This window comes from Pedobacter suwonensis (assembly GCF_044762335.1).
In the GTDB taxonomy this organism is placed as follows: domain Bacteria; phylum Bacteroidota; class Bacteroidia; order Sphingobacteriales; family Sphingobacteriaceae; genus Pedobacter.
The window spans coordinates 266,081-284,482 of sequence record NZ_JBIWEB010000002.1 but is presented as its reverse complement, the minus strand read 5'-3'; the positions used below and the strand labels follow the sequence as shown (position 1 = coordinate 284,482).

11 protein-coding genes are annotated in these 18,402 nt (G+C 41.4%); 7 read left to right on the top strand and 4 right to left on the bottom strand.

Annotation, left to right across the window (positions count from 1 at the left end; genetic code table 11):
• Positions 1-88 precede the first annotated feature (88 nt).
• The 4 genes from ACIQXP_RS04725 to ACIQXP_RS04710 form a co-directional block, all read right to left on the bottom strand.
• Complete coding sequence (locus ACIQXP_RS04725) at positions 89-2,038, bottom strand: glycoside hydrolase family 97 protein (protein ID WP_387504667.1); 1,950 nt, start codon at positions 2,036-2,038, stop codon at positions 89-91.
• 29 nt (positions 2,039-2,067) lie between these two features.
• Positions 2,068-4,215 carry a glycoside hydrolase family 43 protein gene (locus tag ACIQXP_RS04720; protein WP_387504666.1) on the bottom strand — a complete coding sequence of 716 codons (2,148 nt, stop codon included), beginning with the start codon at positions 4,213-4,215 and terminating at the stop codon, positions 2,068-2,070.
• Entirely contained in the window at positions 4,205-5,842 is a 1,638-nt protein-coding gene (locus tag ACIQXP_RS04715; protein ID WP_387504665.1) for a glycoside hydrolase family 43 protein, read from the bottom strand. The genes ACIQXP_RS04720 and ACIQXP_RS04715 overlap by 11 nt, the downstream gene beginning before the upstream one ends.
• Positions 5,843-5,961: 119 nt before the next feature.
• On the bottom strand, positions 5,962-7,596 hold the full coding sequence (locus ACIQXP_RS04710) for an alpha-L-fucosidase (protein WP_387504664.1): 1,635 nt from the start codon (positions 7,594-7,596) through the stop codon (positions 5,962-5,964).
• A gap of 563 nt (positions 7,597-8,159) precedes the next feature.
• Between ACIQXP_RS04710 and ACIQXP_RS04705 the strand changes: the two genes are divergently transcribed.
• The 7 genes from ACIQXP_RS04705 (at position 8,160) to ACIQXP_RS04675 (ending at position 18,396) form a co-directional block, all read left to right on the top strand.
• Complete coding sequence (locus ACIQXP_RS04705) at positions 8,160-8,735, top strand: RNA polymerase sigma factor (protein ID WP_387504663.1); 576 nt, start codon at positions 8,160-8,162, stop codon at positions 8,733-8,735.
• Positions 8,736-8,802: 67 nt separating this feature from the next.
• Positions 8,803-9,933 carry a FecR family protein gene (locus tag ACIQXP_RS04700; protein ID WP_387504662.1) on the top strand — a complete coding sequence of 377 codons (1,131 nt, stop codon included), beginning with the start codon at positions 8,803-8,805 and terminating at the stop codon, positions 9,931-9,933.
• 157 nt (positions 9,934-10,090) lie between these two features.
• Positions 10,091-13,411 carry a SusC/RagA family TonB-linked outer membrane protein gene (locus ACIQXP_RS04695; protein WP_387504661.1) on the top strand — a complete coding sequence of 1,107 codons (3,321 nt, stop codon included), beginning with the start codon at positions 10,091-10,093 and terminating at the stop codon, positions 13,409-13,411.
• 9 nt (positions 13,412-13,420) lie between these two features.
• A complete protein-coding gene (locus tag ACIQXP_RS04690; RefSeq protein WP_387504660.1) occupies positions 13,421-14,830 on the top strand; it encodes a RagB/SusD family nutrient uptake outer membrane protein in 1,410 nt (469 codons plus the stop codon).
• Positions 14,831-14,834: 4 nt separating this feature from the next.
• Positions 14,835-15,542 (top strand): DUF4843 domain-containing protein, encoded by a 708-nt coding sequence (locus ACIQXP_RS04685; RefSeq protein ID WP_387504659.1) that lies wholly within the window; start codon positions 14,835-14,837, stop codon positions 15,540-15,542.
• Positions 15,543-15,545: 3 nt separating this feature from the next.
• Complete coding sequence (locus tag ACIQXP_RS04680; protein WP_387504657.1) at positions 15,546-16,964, top strand: PKD-like family lipoprotein; 1,419 nt, start codon at positions 15,546-15,548, stop codon at positions 16,962-16,964.
• A 31-nt stretch (positions 16,965-16,995) separates the two neighbouring features.
• Complete coding sequence (locus tag ACIQXP_RS04675) at positions 16,996-18,396, top strand: redoxin domain-containing protein (RefSeq protein ID WP_387504656.1); 1,401 nt, start codon at positions 16,996-16,998, stop codon at positions 18,394-18,396.
• The last annotated feature ends 6 nt before the right edge of the window (positions 18,397-18,402 follow it).

The following is an 18,402-nucleotide window of genomic DNA, read 5'->3' as shown; positions in this document are numbered from 1 at the left end:
CCAGGATTATTAGCTTGAAAGATTGCTTCGTCGTTCCTTCCCGCAATGACGACTTTTTTAGGGACTCTGTCAATAGTGGCTCAATATTTTATTCTACCACCGCTACAAAACCACCACGTGGCAAACAATTAATTTTAAGCACCTGTCCTTTATGCCATAACTGTGTTTGTGTGTTAAAAGATTTATCATTTTCACCATCCTGGATAATGGTGATATTTGCCTGTTTCTTATTTAAAAAATCTAAACTAAATTGCAATACTTTGGCATCTTCCTCTCCGTTTAATCCGCCGATGTACCATTTGGTGCCGCGTTTTCTCGCCATCACCACATGTTTTCCGGGGAAACCACTTAATAAATGGGTTTCATCCCAGGCGGTAGGCACGGTCTTTAAAAAGTTTTTCGGGGCTTCCGGCAGTGCATAGTAAGCTTCAGGACGGTCTGCAAAATGCTGTAAAGCCGATTCAAAGACAACCGAAAGGGCCAGTTCATGACCGTAAGATGTAATATGTGGATGCTGACTGTTAGAAAAAGTAACCGGCGTATAATCCATCGGGCCAATTACGTTTCTGGTAAAAGGCAAAGTAGCGTTGTGTACCGCAGCTTTGTTGGTCATCACATCTCCGTTATTGTACCATTCAGCGCCAAAAACTGCCTCCACGCTCATCAGATTCGGATAGGTTCTGGACCAACCGCGTGGTATGGTTGCACCGTGGAAATTGACCATCAGGTGGTGGTCTGCGGCATCTTTCAAAATATCAAGATACAACTTCATCATGTCTTGCTGATCACCCGCAAAAAAATCTACTTTGATGCCATAAACCCCTATTTTATTTAACCACTCAAATTCTTTAAAGCGTTTATCGCGTGTACGCATTCTATCAATCGGTGTAGCAGTACACCAATCTGTAGTACCAGAATTGTACCAGATCATGGGTTTAATCCCTTTAAATTTGGCATAGTTAACGGCATCTTCCAGTTTTCCGCCATTGCCCATCGTATCCCATTCCCAATCGATGAGTACGTAAGGCCAGTTCATGGTTTTAGCCAGATCAGTATATTCTACTGCCTTTTGATAATCTTTAGAGCCGTGGTTGTAAGCCCAGTAAATCCAGGCAACAGCTCCCGGTTTGATCCAGTCTTTTTGTGCAATACGACTTGGTTCACTAACATCAGTAATCAGGGTAGATTGTACCACAGTTGCCAGGCTTCCGATCATTACAGTATGCCACTGCGACTTCCATGGCAGCTTACTCACATCACCTTTTTGCTCAAAGCCTTTTCGACCGGCAGCATAGCTCACTTTATATTCATTTAAATCGGCTTTATTGTTCAATTTGGAGGCCGCATTAAACGCACTGTTTCCTGCTTCAGAGATTAAGTACCACACCGGTGCCTGCCTGGATTTAAACAATGCCGGATATGACCACTCCTGCCCTTTTTCACCTTTTCCACTGGTGCTATAAGGATAAAAGTCTTCGTATCCCGGATCATAAGCCTGCGCCCAACGTTCTGTTTGAGCGGGAATATTAAAAGTGGTATATTCATCTTTAATGTTAACGGCTTGATTAGACCATTTGGGCAAAACATACCTGAATGCGATACCATCATTGTAAACCCTGAAAACGATATTCAATAGCTTACCATTAGCGTTTGAAAAAGAAAAGGTACCCTCATTAGCATTATTTTCACAAAGTTTGCGTTTTCCGCTCACCATTTCATAGCGGGTATCAATACGTTTTATTGTTCCGGTGATTTTCAGCGTCAGGTTTTTAAATTGTTCCTGGTCTGTGTACAATCCTAATTGATTATTGGCCATAATGCCCGACCATTTTCCATTGTTTTGGTAATACACCTGAAACCGCGCAGAAGCGGTGGTATCATCCGCGCCTTGTGACTGGTAATCCAAAACCAATTTGATTTTTCCATTAGGAGAAAGAACCGGAAAAGACTGTTTTTTTTGAGCAAATACCACTGTGTTGCCACACCAGGCTAATATGCTACAAAGGATGATAATAATTTTTTTGATCGGAATTCTCATGATTTGTACAGGTTCGTTTGGTGTTTAAATTATTCTGTAACCAGTTGCCAACTGAAAACGGTGCCATCTTTTCTATTGGGTGAAGTACCTGGCCAGTCTGCACCGTATAATTCTCCCGTTTTGGGATCTAGCCCTACAAAGCGGTTGGTTTTTAAGGATAGCAACATACATTGTCCCCTTAACATATCCTGCCACATGAACAGACTGCCCGGTGTTTCATCTTTCATCAAGCGGACATCTGCTGATAAGCCTAAACTGGTAATGGTCAAAAATCCGGTTCCATTAAGCGCCTGAAGGGCAACTTTCCCCTGTCCACGATCCAACACACGGAATTGATAAGCGACATCCAGGTCGTCATTATAAACGCGCCCCGGGCAAAGCATGCCGTGTGGATTTGCCCACAGCTGACGTCTATCAGCGAGATTGGTTAGTGTAATCACTTTCCCCAGCGGCAGATTTTTTGATCGGTCGGCCAAAGGTTCTGTTAACTTAAAATGATCAAATTCGGCATAACCACCCTCTTTTCCTTTGGTGTTGTAAGCAAAAAGCGCATACCGGGTACCTTGAAAGGTTTTAAGTTGATAAGGCATACGGATGCTGTCACCTACATTCTCGAAGGTTTTGCCATCTGTACTGTAACTCAACTGGGCAATATCTTTATCAAAATTACCAAAGGCGCGTAGATAAATACGTGGAGATTTTAATGGTTTATCAATTGTTTTTTGCTGATACTGATCAAACATCCTGAAAATAAGTTTATTCCCCTCGCGGATGATCCCCATCCAGGCATAGGGAATATTCATTAAACCCAGCCCGGCCAGATCGCCATCTTTTAAGTGCTGACCATTCAATTCTACCGTAGCCTCTGATTCTGGCCCTACCCCCCGCTGGGTCAGGGTATTTCTCGCCAAAAGGAAATCTTTTGCCGGTAAAGTGTGCAGGCGCAGGCTTCCCCCCTTCAACTGCCATTTGCGGTCAACAGGATTGTGGTTCCATTGCCAGGCAGAAGCTAACTGCGGTGCGTCGAAATTGTCATTGCGTTGGTAAGGTACCTGTGGAAGATCAGGTTTGGTTACATTGGGTTTAAACCAGGTTCGTGGCGACCTGCCCAGGTTGCCTTCAATGCCATAAAAAGGCCAACCTCCTTTCCAGGTAACAGGCGACAGAAAGGTGGTACGGCCTACTGAACGAAAATCCATCATCGAAAAACCCCACCATTCGCCATTTGGCAGATCGACAATTCCGCCCTGATGCATGGGTACCGAAGCAAAAAGCTGATCACTCTGTTGTACCATGCTCAGTTTTGCATCGGCCGCAGGTAGCGCAGAATCTAACCACATATTTTGGGTAAACCATCCCAGTGAGGTCCCCATGGTTTCTTTCGCACTCACTACCGTAGTTTCATAAGGGCCAATGATATTGGTAGCTCTGGCGCACTGCAACCGGCCATTGTCGGCATTGGTAATGTAATATTTACCGTTGATTTTGTACAGGTGGTTTCCCTCGCCCATGGCATTTCCCTTCGGAATGATTACCCGATCGCTGCCCTCCACAAAACCGCTGAGATCATATTTCAATTCAATTAGCTTAATTTCGCCAACGCCATAAACCACATAGATTTTATCATTTTCAAACAAGACCGAAAGGTCGTAAATATGGCGTTTAAGCTGGTGTTGTTTCCATGGCCCGGCAGGATTTGTAGCCGTAAAAACCTGTAATCCATGTTTATTTATATTGGAAAAAATATAAAAAACACCTTTATGGTAGCGGATACAGGGTGCCCATATGCCTTGGCCGTAAGCTTCTTTTCCGTCTGTAAGATTAAATTCTGCGCCCTGCTGAAAACGATCCATTGCATAACTGATCACTTTCCAGTTAACCAGGTCTTTAGAATGCAGCACCGGTAATCCCGGTACACTGTGCATGGTGGTACCGGTGAGGTAAAAGTCATCCCCTAGACGAATCAGATCCGGATCAGAGAACTCGTCATAAAAAAGCGGATTGGTATAGGTACCATTTCCATTATCTGCCGTCCAGGATTGTGCGTTCAGCATTAGCGACCACAACAAGCCCAGGAAAGTTAAAACATAAATTCGCAACAAGTTTTGTGATCCAGAACGAACCAACCAACCTAATACGGCCTGGGTATCCAGATACATCGTTTTGCTATTGTCCATAATCATAATGAAGATAATCTACATCAATATAACCTCCCTTAGCTAAAGGATTAAAATTATAAATGGCTATCCGGTCGCCGCGGTAAAATCCCCACTGTAGTTGATAAGGCTCACCAAAAGTTTTGAATACTTTACCATCCGAACTGTAACTAAATGTACTTTTACCATCCAGGCCCCAAACCGATCGCAACCAGATATCATTACCTTTAATTTCAGGGCCAGGCATAGCTTGATTTTTAGTGCCGAATACCAGCTTTTTTACCTGACCAGCACACTCGAAACCGAGCGTTGCATATTGAGGCGCACCAAAATGCGACAAACCGGCTTTTTGGCCATCGGCCATTCCACGCAAATCAAACTTTACGGTGACGGTATTTTTAGATGTGCGGTAAACCCTTTGGGTTAAGGTATTGCCAGCAAAAAGAATATGATCTTTTAACGGTTTAAAGGAATGCAGGCGCAACCAGCCTTTTCTTTCGGATAAAGACCATTGATCTTTTTTTGGCTGATAGTTCCATTCCCATTGTGGCTGAATGGTTTTGGCATCAAAATCATCACTACTTTGCGGATGTGTTTTGCGGGTTGATTTTACCGGCATAGGCGCCGACCATACCATTTCTCCGATACCATTGGCATTAGGCTTTCCGATTACCGGCCATCCTTCCATCCAGGTTACAGGAAGCAGACTTAGAATCCTTCCGGACCAATCGCCCGAACCATGATGGGTTAAGAAGTACCAGCCTCCGGTTTGGGTTTGTACCAATCCGCCCTGATTGGGTTCGTTAAACTCAGGTTGCCCTTCGCTCAGCTGCCTAGGCGCTTCATAAGGTCCCCAGATGTTTTTAGACCGTTCCATCATTAAAACGCGAACGTTATTGCGTACCTCACTAAAAAGGTGATAATAATAGCCGTTGATTTTGTACAGCTTATTGGCTTCACTCCCATTAGATTGGTAAATTACTTTATCTGAATCTTTGATCAATGATTTGCCATCGGCCGTCATTTTAAAAAGATGAATTTTATAGCCATCAGCAAAGTGGGTTCCGATCAGATAACCCTGGCCATCTTCATCCCAGAAAGGGCAGCAATCATCCCAACCTTTTTCGGCCCATACCCGGTGTAAAGGTTCCCATGGGCCCTCTGGCTTAGCTGCAGAACTCATAAAATAACCTTCATCCGGATCGCCAAAATAAATCCAGAAACGTTTGTTGTGATAACGGATGGCACCTGCCCAGATTCCTTTCCCATAACGGTTCATCTGGGTATAATTCATCGCAGGCGAAATTGTACTGATATCTTTAACAGCATGCCCCAGTATCTGCCAGTTTACCAGATCTTTCGATTTCAGGATCACAAACCCCGGTGAATATTGAAAGGTGGAGGATACCGCATAATAGTAGCCGCCAACACGGATGCAATCTACATCGCTGTAATCGCCAGGTAAAATTGGATTGCGGTAGGTGCCATTGCCCTGATCTCCCCATTGTGTCCAGTTGCCCCAGGCGGGTACAGCAACCGGAGATTGTGCGAAAGTAAAAGTATATAAACATAGCGTAACAAAAAGCAGCGTAATTACATGCTTTGGTATCACTTCATTAGCAACCATATAACGACTTGAATTAGTCATTCCTGCACCAAAACGGTATATGAATGATGTGTTTTAACAATTTAATGAGTAAGAATGTGGTCAGGCTCCCTTCATTTCAGCATGAGAGCTGCCAATTCACTTCGCGAGCCTAATATTATTTATACAATAGCTCCATGAATTTTAAATACATAGGCAATAGCGCCTGGTGCCTGTTCAGGAAGCTTAATTTTTAATCCCTCAGCGGTTTGTTCAAATTCAATTGATCCGGGATAACCCAATAAACTTACCTTTTGTATTTTATTGACTTTATTTGATGCGAGGCTTTCTATAAAAGCTGTCCGATCTGAAGGCCAGCCCAGCATAGCCGCATATAAATCTTTACCTTTTGTGGTAAAACGGAAATCTTTAGGCCCAAATGCGGCGCCACCTTCATTAAAACCTTGCGCACTTAGTGGCTTAGCTGATGCAATTGCCGGGCCTTCGCCGAACGAAGTCCATGGGCGGCTACTGTAAATGCATTCACTGTTTCGCTGCATCCAATCGGCTATGCCTTCTACTATAGCACGTTCTTTTTCATCTATTGAGCCATTACCCCTTACCGGGATATTCAGCATCAGATTACCATTTTTGCTTACCACATCCAGTAGCATATGGATAACCGTTTTAGCATCTTTGTACCAATTGTTATCGTAAAAAGCACGCTCGTAATGCCAAGTACCAATGCAGGTATCGGTTTGGAAAGGTTCTGCAGCGATAGCATTGGTTTGTCCACGCTCAATGTCCCATACCATACATTTACGTTGTTGCTCGTCTAATACCTTACCGAATAAAACCGCTTCCAACTTGCCGTATTTCTTGATGCTTTGATTGTACATGTGTGCAGCAATCCGTAATCCAACATCGCTGATCGGATATAATGGCAATACGGTATCGTCAAAATAAATCACATCCGCCCCATATTTATCTAAAAGTTCAATGGTGCGTTTATAAAATTTTTCGCAGTAGGCTTTTGAAGGTATAGATGCGCCATTTCCCCATGCCCATTGACTATGAATCATCCCATTATCTTCACTGTTTTTACTCAGCGGATGATTCTGTTCATAAAGCTCCTGAGGGTCGAATCCTTCCCACCATTTTCCTTTGCCGTCTGCCTTGGTCACTTTTCCATCGTAAGGAATGCCTGCCATCGGCCCATGTTTATCCGCACGTTGTGCGGTTTCCATCCAGCTCCAGGCATGGGCTGCGTGCACACTTACACCAAAACGGAGATCATTATTTTTAGCTGCCTTTGCCCAACCGGCGATGATGTCCTTTTTAGGACCGATCTTTGTTGAATTCCATTTTTGATGTGTGCTGTTAAACATATCAAAGTTATCATGGTGGTTGGCCATAGCCATAAAATATTTGGCCCCTGCTTTTTTATATAAACTAACCAGTTCTTCAGGATTCCATTGATCTGCTTTCCATTCGTTAATCACATCCTTAAAACCAAATTTTGAGGGGTGTCCATATTTTTTAACATGAAAATTATATTTGGCACTACCCTCCATGTACATTTCACGGGCATACCAATCGCCGGCTTCAGGTTGGCACTGCGGTCCCCAATGTGCCCACATGCCAAATTTGGCATCGCGAAACCATTCAGGTGTTTTATATTGTGCAAGTGAATCCCAGGTAGGTTTAAACGGGCCAGCTGCATAAGGTGCGTTAAGCAGTTGCCCTGCGTAACTTTTAGACAAGTATAGCGATGATAAGCTCAAAGCCATGCCTTTAATTAAGGTTCTTCTTTTCATATTGTGTTGTGTTGTGTTGGTTTTTTTGAATAGCCCTATTCAGCAACCATAAGGCTCTGCTAATCGGCTCGATATATCTGGTTAAAAAATGAGGTATCATAAGATACCTGTATACCAACCAAAATTAGTTGACTTTGAACTAAAAAAATTAAATAAATAAGACTTTTTTTTGTACAAATCCGACATTTTAAATTTTACAGCATTACTTTAAATGCAATTTATTTGAAGAATCGTCTGAAATTCGGTCAAGAAACCCGGTTAAAACGCAGCTTTGTCTTTTATCGTTTACGAACAAGTTGGTTACCGGATAAATTTGATAATCTTGACCTTGCGATTGAATACTTCCCTTTGATGAAAGAGTATATGATAAATATATCCTGCTTTTAGCACACTAACATTTTAAATTGTAGAATAGCGCCAAATCCGTAAAAGTAAAGTACATTTGTACAGTTAAATCCGTATAATTGCAGTTGGCTACAGGCATATCATCCACATTTGCAAAAAAACACCTGAAAATATTAAATGGTTACCTGATCAACTCTCTTCATTACTAACAATAATCGATGTCAACACCTTTATTCGCCAGCGACAATGATCTTCTAACGGCTTTAAAAGCGGGAAGAAGCGGCGCGTATAAGGAAATTTATGACCGTTACTGGCAATTACTATACCGCTTCTCGCGTAAGATGCTGCAGGATGAAAATGTGGCCAAAGATGTGGTACAGGAAGTTTTTACCATTTTATGGGCCAAAAGAGAAAGCCAAAATGCAAACGTACCACTTGCCGCCTATTTATATACGCTTACGCGAAACCGGATTCTTGATCTGGTAAAACGCACAAAAGTAGAAAACAGGTACCTGGAATCTTTAGCCAGTTTTATACAGCTTAATCATGCCACGCCTGACCGCCTGTATATTGAAAAAGAACTTTACGACCAGATTGAGCGCGAAATTCAGCACTTACCTGAAAAGATGCGACGGATATTTGAAATGAGCCGCAAGGAATATAAATCCAACCAGGAGATTGCAGATGAACTGCAGATTTCAAATAAAACAGTTAAAAATCAGCTGAGCACTGCTTTAAAAACCCTCAGAAACAAGCTGGGCGATTCCATGAACACCTATCTTATCTTTTTTTAATTTTTTTTTCATTTTGCATGGGACTTTCGTCCTACTTAGTCGTTAAGCCAGTATCTACTGACCAAAAATGACTGAAGACCAAACTAAATATACTCAGGAGCTGCTTGACCGTTATAATGCGGGTAACTGTACAGCAGAAGAGGAAATCCAGGTAGAAGCCTGGTTTAATGCCTATGCCAATACCATCGATGATGTTGAGCAACCGGAAGATATGGAACTTATCGGACAGGAAATCTGGGCGAAACTTCCGGCAACCCAGGTTTCAATAAAGCGGAAGTTATGGCCAAAATTTGCGGCAGCTGCTGCAGTAATCCTGGTGTTGATAGGTCTTTTTAAGCTTTATGAACGCAACTCAAATCAGGAGCTGCAATTGGTGCAAAACAAAAAAGAACAAATTGCGCCAGGTACTTTTGGCGCTACTTTAACGCTGGCCGATGGAAAGCAAATCAGGTTAAGCCAATTAAAAAACGGTGTTTTTGCCGAAGAAGCTGGTGTAAAAATTACGAAGACAGCCAAAGGCGAGTTGATTTACCAGATTAAAGATGAAACTTCCAATGCGTTAAAAACAAATACCCTGACTACGGCAAAGGGAGAAACCTTTAAGGTTGAACTTCCTGACGGATCTTCTGTATGGTTAAATGCAGCTTCCAGCCTTACTTACACCACCAACCTGGCTAATGCAGCAATCAGGAAGGTTAAACTCAGCGGAGAAGCTTATTTTAAAGTGGCTCATGATCAGGAACATCCCTTCATCGTAACTACCCGGGGGCATGATATTAAGGTATTGGGAACAGAATTCAATGTGAGTTCTTATGAAAATGACGATGCGGAAATAACCACCTTGGTACAGGGAAAAATTAGCATGAATACTTCCAAAGATCAGGTTATCCTGACACCAGGCGAAAAAGGGACCGTGCGCAATGGAAGCATTGAAAAGGCTACCGCCAATATTGAGGCCGCAACTGGTTGGAAAAATAACGAATTCGTATTCGCCAGTCAGGATATCAGGTCCATTATGAAACTTATCGCGCGGTGGTATGATGTAAACATTATTTACGAAGGTGAAATACCATCAGAGAAAATCAGTGGTAGCATATCAAGATTTGCAGACATCCATAGTGTATTCAACATCCTTCAGGCTACCGGAACCGTTAAGATCAAAACCACAGGTAACCGTGTAGTGGTATCGGCTATGTAATAAATTTAATTTAACTCATGAGAATAAAGAATATAAATATACAACATATGATAAAAAGCTAACCAAAAGACCAGCATCCTATTTTTTGTAAACTGTAAAAATTTATAGGATCAAACTACGAATCAACCCATTCAACTAACAAACCAAAACTAACTTAATGAAGACCAATAAAATGGCCGTGCATCGTGTTGCATGTCCCAGAATTATGCGGGTATCTACCTTGTTCCATTTCCTGCTCATCCTATCTTTTTTGCAGGTTAGCGCTTACACCTTTGCACAACGGATTACACTAAGCGTTTCAAACCAACCGCTTTCGGAAGTTTTCCGGATGATTAAAAGCCAGACTGGCTATAACTTTGTTTATTCTGATAAAATCATCTCAGATGCTAAACAGATCAGTGTAAATCTGAAAGACCAATCCATTGACATCGCACTGAAATCTATTTTAGGTCCACAAGGTATTACCTATACCATTCAGGATAAAACCGTTATACTCACCAGTAAAGTGCAGCAGAACGATGAAATCGACGGCGTAGTTAGAGACCGTAAAACAGGCAATCCATTACCAGGTGTAGTTGTTTCTATAAAGGGTACTAAATTCCAGACCCAGACAGATAACAATGGCCGTTTCAAACTCAACATGCCCGCAAATGCGAAAGCTCTGGAGTTTCGGTATATAGGTTATAAAATAGCCGAAGTTGAAATCAGGAATGAACGACATTTTATAACTTTTTTGGAAGAACAGGCCGTAAGCTTAGATGAAACTGTGGTTAACGGTATATTTACGCAACGCAAAGAGAATTTTACCGGTGCAGCAAATACCCTAACGGGTGCAGAACTTAAAAGGGTAAGTGCCAACAGCGTATTTGCGGCTATTGGGGCCCTTGATCCATCGTTCAGAATAGTACCTAACAATGTTACCGGTGGTAACATTAACCAGTTGCCCAATATTCAACTCCGTGGTGAAAATTCTTTTCCTAACCTTTCCGGGCAATTGTCATCTATTCCTACACTTCCACTCTTGATTTTAGATGGTTTTGAAGTAAACCTGCAACGGATTACAGACCTTGACATAAATTTGATCAGGAGTGTGACACTACTTAAAGACGCCTCTGCTACAGCACTTTATGGATCAAGAGGTGCTAATGGCGTTATTGTAATCACAACCATTACCCCTGTTGCCGGTAAACTGCAGGTGAATGTGACCCACGATTTTCGACTCACAACACCAGATCTTTCGGTATATCATCTGCTTAATTCCGAGCAAAAGCTTGATTTTGAAAAACGGGTAGGCCTATATACCTCCTCATCAAACCTTTTGCAAACCAGTTTAGATATGCTTTACAACGAACGTTATAAAGCCTATACCAAAGGTGTAAATACAGATTGGTTGTCTATCCCCACCCAAAATGGATATAGTAACCGGACTTCTGTTTATGCTCAGGGCGGTGATACCGTTATCCGCTATGCGCTCCAGGTATCAGGTGATTTTCAATCGGGTGTAATGAAAGGTCAGGACCGTACAAACTATTCAGGTCAATTTGATTTAAACTATTTTAAAAAGAAATTTGAGTTCAGGAATTCCCTCCGTGTTTTCCAAAATAAATCTAATGAATCCCCATATGGCAATTTTGCTGATTATGTAGGGATGAACCCTTATTGGGCACCTTATGACAACAATGGTAACGCAAAGAAAATGCTAGAAGACCTGAATTTTGTTGGATTCAACTATCAAACAGCAAGTCCGCTTTACGATGCTACCCTGCATTCTATTAACAGTGCCAATTATTTTGGAATTTCCAATAATTTTAGCGCACGCTATAAGCCAACACAGTCGATGTATATTGAGAGCAGTTTAAGCATCAACAAACAAAGCGGTGGAAGCGATTTATTTTACTCTGCACAGAGTCCAAGGTTTAATAATGTGGCTGATCTGAACCTGAAAGGAAGTTATGATCTTGGTACCAATAACAGTATGGGCTATGAAAGTTTAACTACTGCAAACTGGAATGCCATATTTGGTAAACACCAGCTGTTCTCCAACGTAGGTTTAAATTTATCTCGCAACACGTCATCTTATAACACCTTTTCTGCAACTGGCTTATTGACAGATCAGTTAGATGACATACTTTATGCCACACAGTATAGTGGCCGGCCGGTGGGTGATGAAAATACGATCAGCCGTGTAGGTTTGCTCTACAGCGGAAATTACATCTATGACGATCGCTTTCTGGCTAGTGTTTCCTACAGAAGGGATGGTTCTTCCCAATACGGTAATGAAAAACGTTTTGGTACATTTTGGTCTGTAGGTGCAGGCTGGAATATCCATAATGAATCTTTCTTTCAAAAAAGCGACCTCGTTAACCGATTGAAAATTAGAGGAAGTTACGGTTCTACCGGTTCGCTCAATGTCCCGTCTTATGCCTCTCAATTCAGGTATAATGTAAATGCAGGAACTGCTTACTATGGTAACGTGGGCGCTACGCTTGCTGGCATGGGGAACGAATTTCTAAGCTGGCAGGATGTGCTGAAAGCCAACATCGGGCTTGATGCTGATTTGTTTCAAAACCGTTTAAACCTGAGGTTTGAATTTTACAGGGAGAATACAAAAAATGCGGTCACACAAATTACCCTTGCCCCTTCAGCCGGATTTAATTCTTATACCGAAAACTATGGAGAATTACTCAATAAAGGTTTAGAATTTTACGCCAGATATACTATTCTGCAAAATCCATTTACACGTACGTTATGGACAGTTAACGTAAACGGATTTACCAATAGAAACTCGCTTAGAAAAATTTCAAACGCGTTACAGTCATCAAACAATTTATTGAATAATGGAAATCCAAATCAGGTGAAACCAAATCTTCAACTGGTAGAAGGACAGTCGATAAATACCATTTTTGCTGTACGTTCATTGGGCATAGATGCAACTACTGGTTCAGAGGTATTTCTAACGAAATCGGGAGAAACCACCCTGGATTGGAATGTAGCAGATAAAGTACCTGTAGGAATCAGTCAGCCACTCTGGAACGGCAACTTTGGCACAGGCTTTTCGCACATGGGTTTTGAGCTGAATCTGATCTTCAACTACCAATTCGGAGGACAAATGTACAACCAAACTTTAGTAGAACGTGTAGAATCAGTTAATCCAAAATTTAATGTAGACCAGAGAGCTTATGACCTGGGTTGGGCAAAACCGGGCGATGTCAGTCAATTCAGAAGGATCACGGCCAATCCAACTCAAACCAAGCTTACGTCGAGATTTGTACAAGATGACAACAACCTGATTTTGAGCGCTGCATCATTAGGTTATACTTTTTACAAAAAACAGTTTTTGGAAAAAATTGGCTTGCGCAGTTTGCAGGTCACGGCCATTACCAACGACCTTTTTAGGGTAAGTTCTATACAGGTAGAACGTGGTACCAGCAACCCATTTGCCAGAACATATTCCTTAACATTAAGAGCAGGTTTTTAATTAAGCGACATGAACTATAAAAAATTCTTAGCCATATTGGTTTGTTTAACCGCTATGCTAACGTCATGCAAAAAATATCTTGACGTAAATCCAAAATCATCCATTTCTGAAAACCAGCTATTTAATTCCGAATTAGGCTTTCAACAGGCTTTAGATGGTGTATATTCACTATTTGCTTCTCAAAACCTGTTTGGCGACAACCTGACTATGGGTTTTACATCAGCCCTGGCACAGAATTACAATATCCCGGTTAACTCCAGATTTTACGATACTGCTAAATTCAACTTCAACTCACAGGAAGTGACTGAATTTGGCAATTCGATCTGGAGCAATGGATATAATGCAATTGCCGGTGCCAACAAGGTGATCCAAAATACGGAAAAGCGACGGGATGTATTAAGTACTTCCGCTTACAGCCGGATTCGTGGTGAGGCAGTGGCTCTGCGTGCTTATATGCACTTCGAACTCCTTCGGCTATTTGGACCCGAATATGTAAGTGGGCTTACAAAAAAAGCCATTCCTTATAAAAAAGAGGTGAACCAATATACCGTGATGCCTTCAACCACACAAAATACGGTGTTAGCTATACTTGCCGACCTGAATGAGGCCGAACAGCTTTTAGCAACATCTGACCCGATCTTGAGCGGCCAGGCCAACCGCAGCATCAAGATGAATTATTATGCGGTTAAAGCCTTGCAGGCTAGGGTCTATCTTTTTTCTGGTGATAAAAGCAAAGCCTTTGCAGCGGCGAAGTTTGTGGTTGATGCCAATAAATTCCCCTTTGTAACCTTTAGTAATGCCACTGCTGCTGCCGAAGCTAGAGACCGGATCTACATTACCGAACAAATTTTTGGGCTGAGGGTAGCTAATCTCAGAGGCTGGGCAGATCCTGGCTATTTTCGCGGTGCTTCCAATATGCGCCGTTCTTCTAGTGATTACCAAACACTTTATGAAACAAGGTCTGGTGGCAGTACAGATATCCGCTATTTAGCTAGAATTGAAGTAGATAACAGTAATAGTGTAGGTTTTGTATTTCCTTCTAAATTCTGGCAAACTTATCCTGGCACGGCCCCTTCTGAGGATCGTCTGGATCAATTAGTGCCTATGATCAGGCTGGCAGAAATGTATTTCATTCTGGCCGAATGTGCTTCTTCTACGGCAGATGGCATCAATTACTTGAACATGGTACGTGAAAACAGGAACATCACACCATTGCCCACCAATCTTAGCCAGACCAATTTAAACAATGAGATTACCAAAGAATACCAAAAGGAATTTCATGCAGAAGGGCAACTATTCTATTATTATAAACGAAAAAGTATCACACGGATGCAGTTCATGACCTCAGATATTCCGCTATCTAATTATGTATTGCCTATTCCTGATCAAGAATTAGAGTTTAATCCAAATTACAACTAAACAAATGAAATACTTAACGATATTATTTTTGCTGGTTTTTGCAATAGGATGCAAAAAAGACGATATACCCACATTTGAAGGCCGTGATGGTATTAGCTTTTTTATTGATTATTACGAAAACCCCGATAGCACCAATTATTCATTCGCCTTACAGCCAACAGCTAAAACAAAAGATACCATATTCATCAAAATGCGTTTGGTAGGGAAACCTTCCAGTGTGGCGCGTGGCATTAAATTAAAGGCATTGCCTGGATCAACTGCCCGGCCTAATATCGATTACATTTTGCCTGAAGTTAAGTTGCCGGCCAATGCACTTTTTGTAAACTATCCGTTGGTCATTTTCAATACACCAGAAATGCTGACGCAAAATTTTCAACTGGTACTTGGTGTTGATCCTGGGAGTGAACTGGTTCCTGGTGCGCCGGGAATAGCGGTAGACCTTTCCAAAAATCTCGCGAAAATGAAAGTCAACATCACTAATCAACTGATAGAGCCTGATTATTGGCAAAATTTGAGCTTCTTTTTCGGAAATTTTAGTGTGGTAAAATTCAAGTTTATGATCAAAGTAACCGGACTTACCAATTTCGACCCTCAGGTAGTTGGTTTTAGTGACATATTCCTGATCCAGGTAAATCTGAAAAAAGCACTTTCGGATTATGTTCAGTTGAACGGTCCTCTTATTGATGAATTCGGTAACCAAATTACATTCTAAGTCATGTTAAAAATAAAATATTGCATTTGCTTATTATTGATATGCTGTGCCACGTTATGGTCTTGCAAAAAAAGTCAGGACTTCAATTATAAAGAACTAAACGAACTGGAAATTAAAGACAATGCAACCCTGTCTATCGTTCAGTTTGATACACTTAAAATTGATCCGCAGATTACCCAAAGTAAACCTGCTGGCGAAGGGTTTACCTATCAATGGAAAATTTATCCTTACGCTCCTGTTGACGGGATTGATGCAAAAGTTCTGGCGACGTCAAAGGCATTAAATGCTGTGATCAGTTATCCACCGTTAAAGGATGGTTATAACCTGGAATATAAAGTTACGAATTCGGCTACGGGTGTATCTACCTTTAAGGTTTATAATATACGCGTAGCTAGTGCATTTGGCAAAGGATGGCTGGTTAGCAACACGACTTCAGGTAATGCACAATTAGGCTTTATCCGTACAGACTACAAAGTATTTTATAACCCGGCCGGCGCTGTAAATCAAACCACGTTTCCGGGAAATGCTGTTGCTGCTAATCTTTTCTATAATAGTGACGGGAGCCGCTTTGGGCTAAGTTTTTTTACCGATAAGGGAAGTTACCGCTTTGGTGCAAACGATTTTCTGATATCGGGAAAATCGATCATCAGTTTTACACCGGTGAAAGACAAATTTGCATTTAGTGTATCAAAGTTTACAACCGAAGAATATTTGATTAATGATGGAAGCCTTTACGCAGCCTCCATGCTTAACGACCCTGCAAATGTCACCTATTCTGCAAGGTTAGAAGGAGATTATAACCTCTTTCCCAAAGTAATCACCAGCGCTTTATTTTCTACCTATTTTTATGATAACAAGTACAAACGCTTTATGTATGTTCCATTTGGAAGCTTTAGTTTAATACCAACTTTTGGCTCTTCTTCTGCTGCTTTTAATATTGGAGATACGCGTATGTTGATGGTAGGCGCTATGGATGGTGTCAAAACAAACTCATCAGAAGATTTTTTCTTCATCATGCAGGATACCAATGGCGATCGCTTTCTGTATTCATTATCGGGTGCATCGCCACGCCTCAATCAAAAAATATTGAACAGCCCGGAGATTGCCTCTGCTAAATCATTTGCTGCTTCCCTTACATTGAGGCAGATATATTACGCTACAGATAACAGTATTTACCTGTATGATATCCTGGCAAATTCAGCAAAACTGTTTTACACATTCCCATCCGGTACCCAAATCAAACAAATCCAGCTGGATCAGACGGATAGCAAAACCCTGGTGGTTGCCGCCAACCAGGCCACCGGGGGTTCAGTATACTTCTTCAAGATCAGCAATCTGGGTACGCTTGTTAACGGAAGCTACGATCAGCGAATAGATGGCTTCGGCGAGATTTCAACCATAAGCTATCGAAGAGCCAATTAAATAAATTAATCTACTAAAAAAGAAAACGCATATGTTTCGTAAAACCATCATTTGTTTAAGCCTCGGGGTAAGCTGTTTTACCCAACTCTTTGCGCAAAGTACCCGTGATTTTAAAAAAGAGCTGGAAGGGCTAAAAAGTATTCAGGATACTGTGGTACTCCATCAAAAGCTTTCAGCGCTCGCAACCGGATCTGAAGAAGACCTAACGCTACTTGCTCAATATGGGCTTGAGAAAGGCTGGTCCAGTAGCCAATGGGATGAATTCGCGGCGAAACGCATGCCCAAAGAACAATTTGCATTTAATAAAGCACAAGAAAAGTTTTTTGCAGAAAAGGACCTGAATAAAAAGCTCGCCATATTGTCTTCCATCAAAAAACAGTTCCCGAACCAGAAATACGGCTATAACTATGCCCTATTGGCTGGAGATTATGCCAGAACTGGCAACTTTAGTCAGGCCATGGCCTATTTACAAAAAACAACAGACCAGGATCGTTTAATGGCCTGGTCTCAACTGGCTTTGGTAAATGACCCTAAAATATCAAAACAGGTTACCCTACGTGTAAACCAAACCTTGTTGCAAAAAAACTTGCCTGCCGAAGAGCGAGTTACGCTTCTGAATATGAAGCGATATCTTTTGGAACAAAAACAGGATTATAAAAATGCCGCCGTTATTGCAAAAAAGATATTGGATCTGAATCAAAATCCTACCCAAAATGAGATTGATCACTATCATATTTTATTAAGCAAAAGTGGTAACTATCAGGCTGCGTTTCCAGCTCTGGAAAAAATGATCAATAAAGAGATAGAGGATGAAGAAATCAAGACTGAATATAAAAAGGCTTACCAGTTCATGTATCCGAAAAGGGATGTAAAAGCGCATCTTGATTCTATCCAGAATGGCAGGGTACAACAATATGAAGCCAAATACAAGAATTACAATGGTGAAAACCTGATCAAAGAAAAAGCACCGGAATTTGAACTGCTGGATGCTAACGGCAAAACCGTATCAATGAAAGATTTTAAAGATAAAATCATGGTGATTGATTTTTGGGCCACCTGGTGCATGCCTTGCAAAGCTGCGCTGCCGGGGATGCAGCTATTGGTAGATAAATACCAAAACGATCCGGAGGTAAAATTTCTCTTTATCCATACGAAAGAGATCACCGGCGAATCTTTTAATAAGGTAAGAGACCAATCACTTTCTTATTTTAAAGCACACGATTTTACACTCCCACTTTATGTAGATTTAAAGGATAAGGATACTAAAACCAATAAAGTGGCCGAGCAATTTAAGGTGACCGGAATACCTCATAAAGTGCTTGTCGATCGTGATGGTTTTATCCGTTTAAACAGTGTAGGATTTAACGGTTCAACTCCTGACCTCGTAGCAGAAATGAGCGCCGTTATCGAAAAGCTAAAAAAATCAAACTAATAAAGA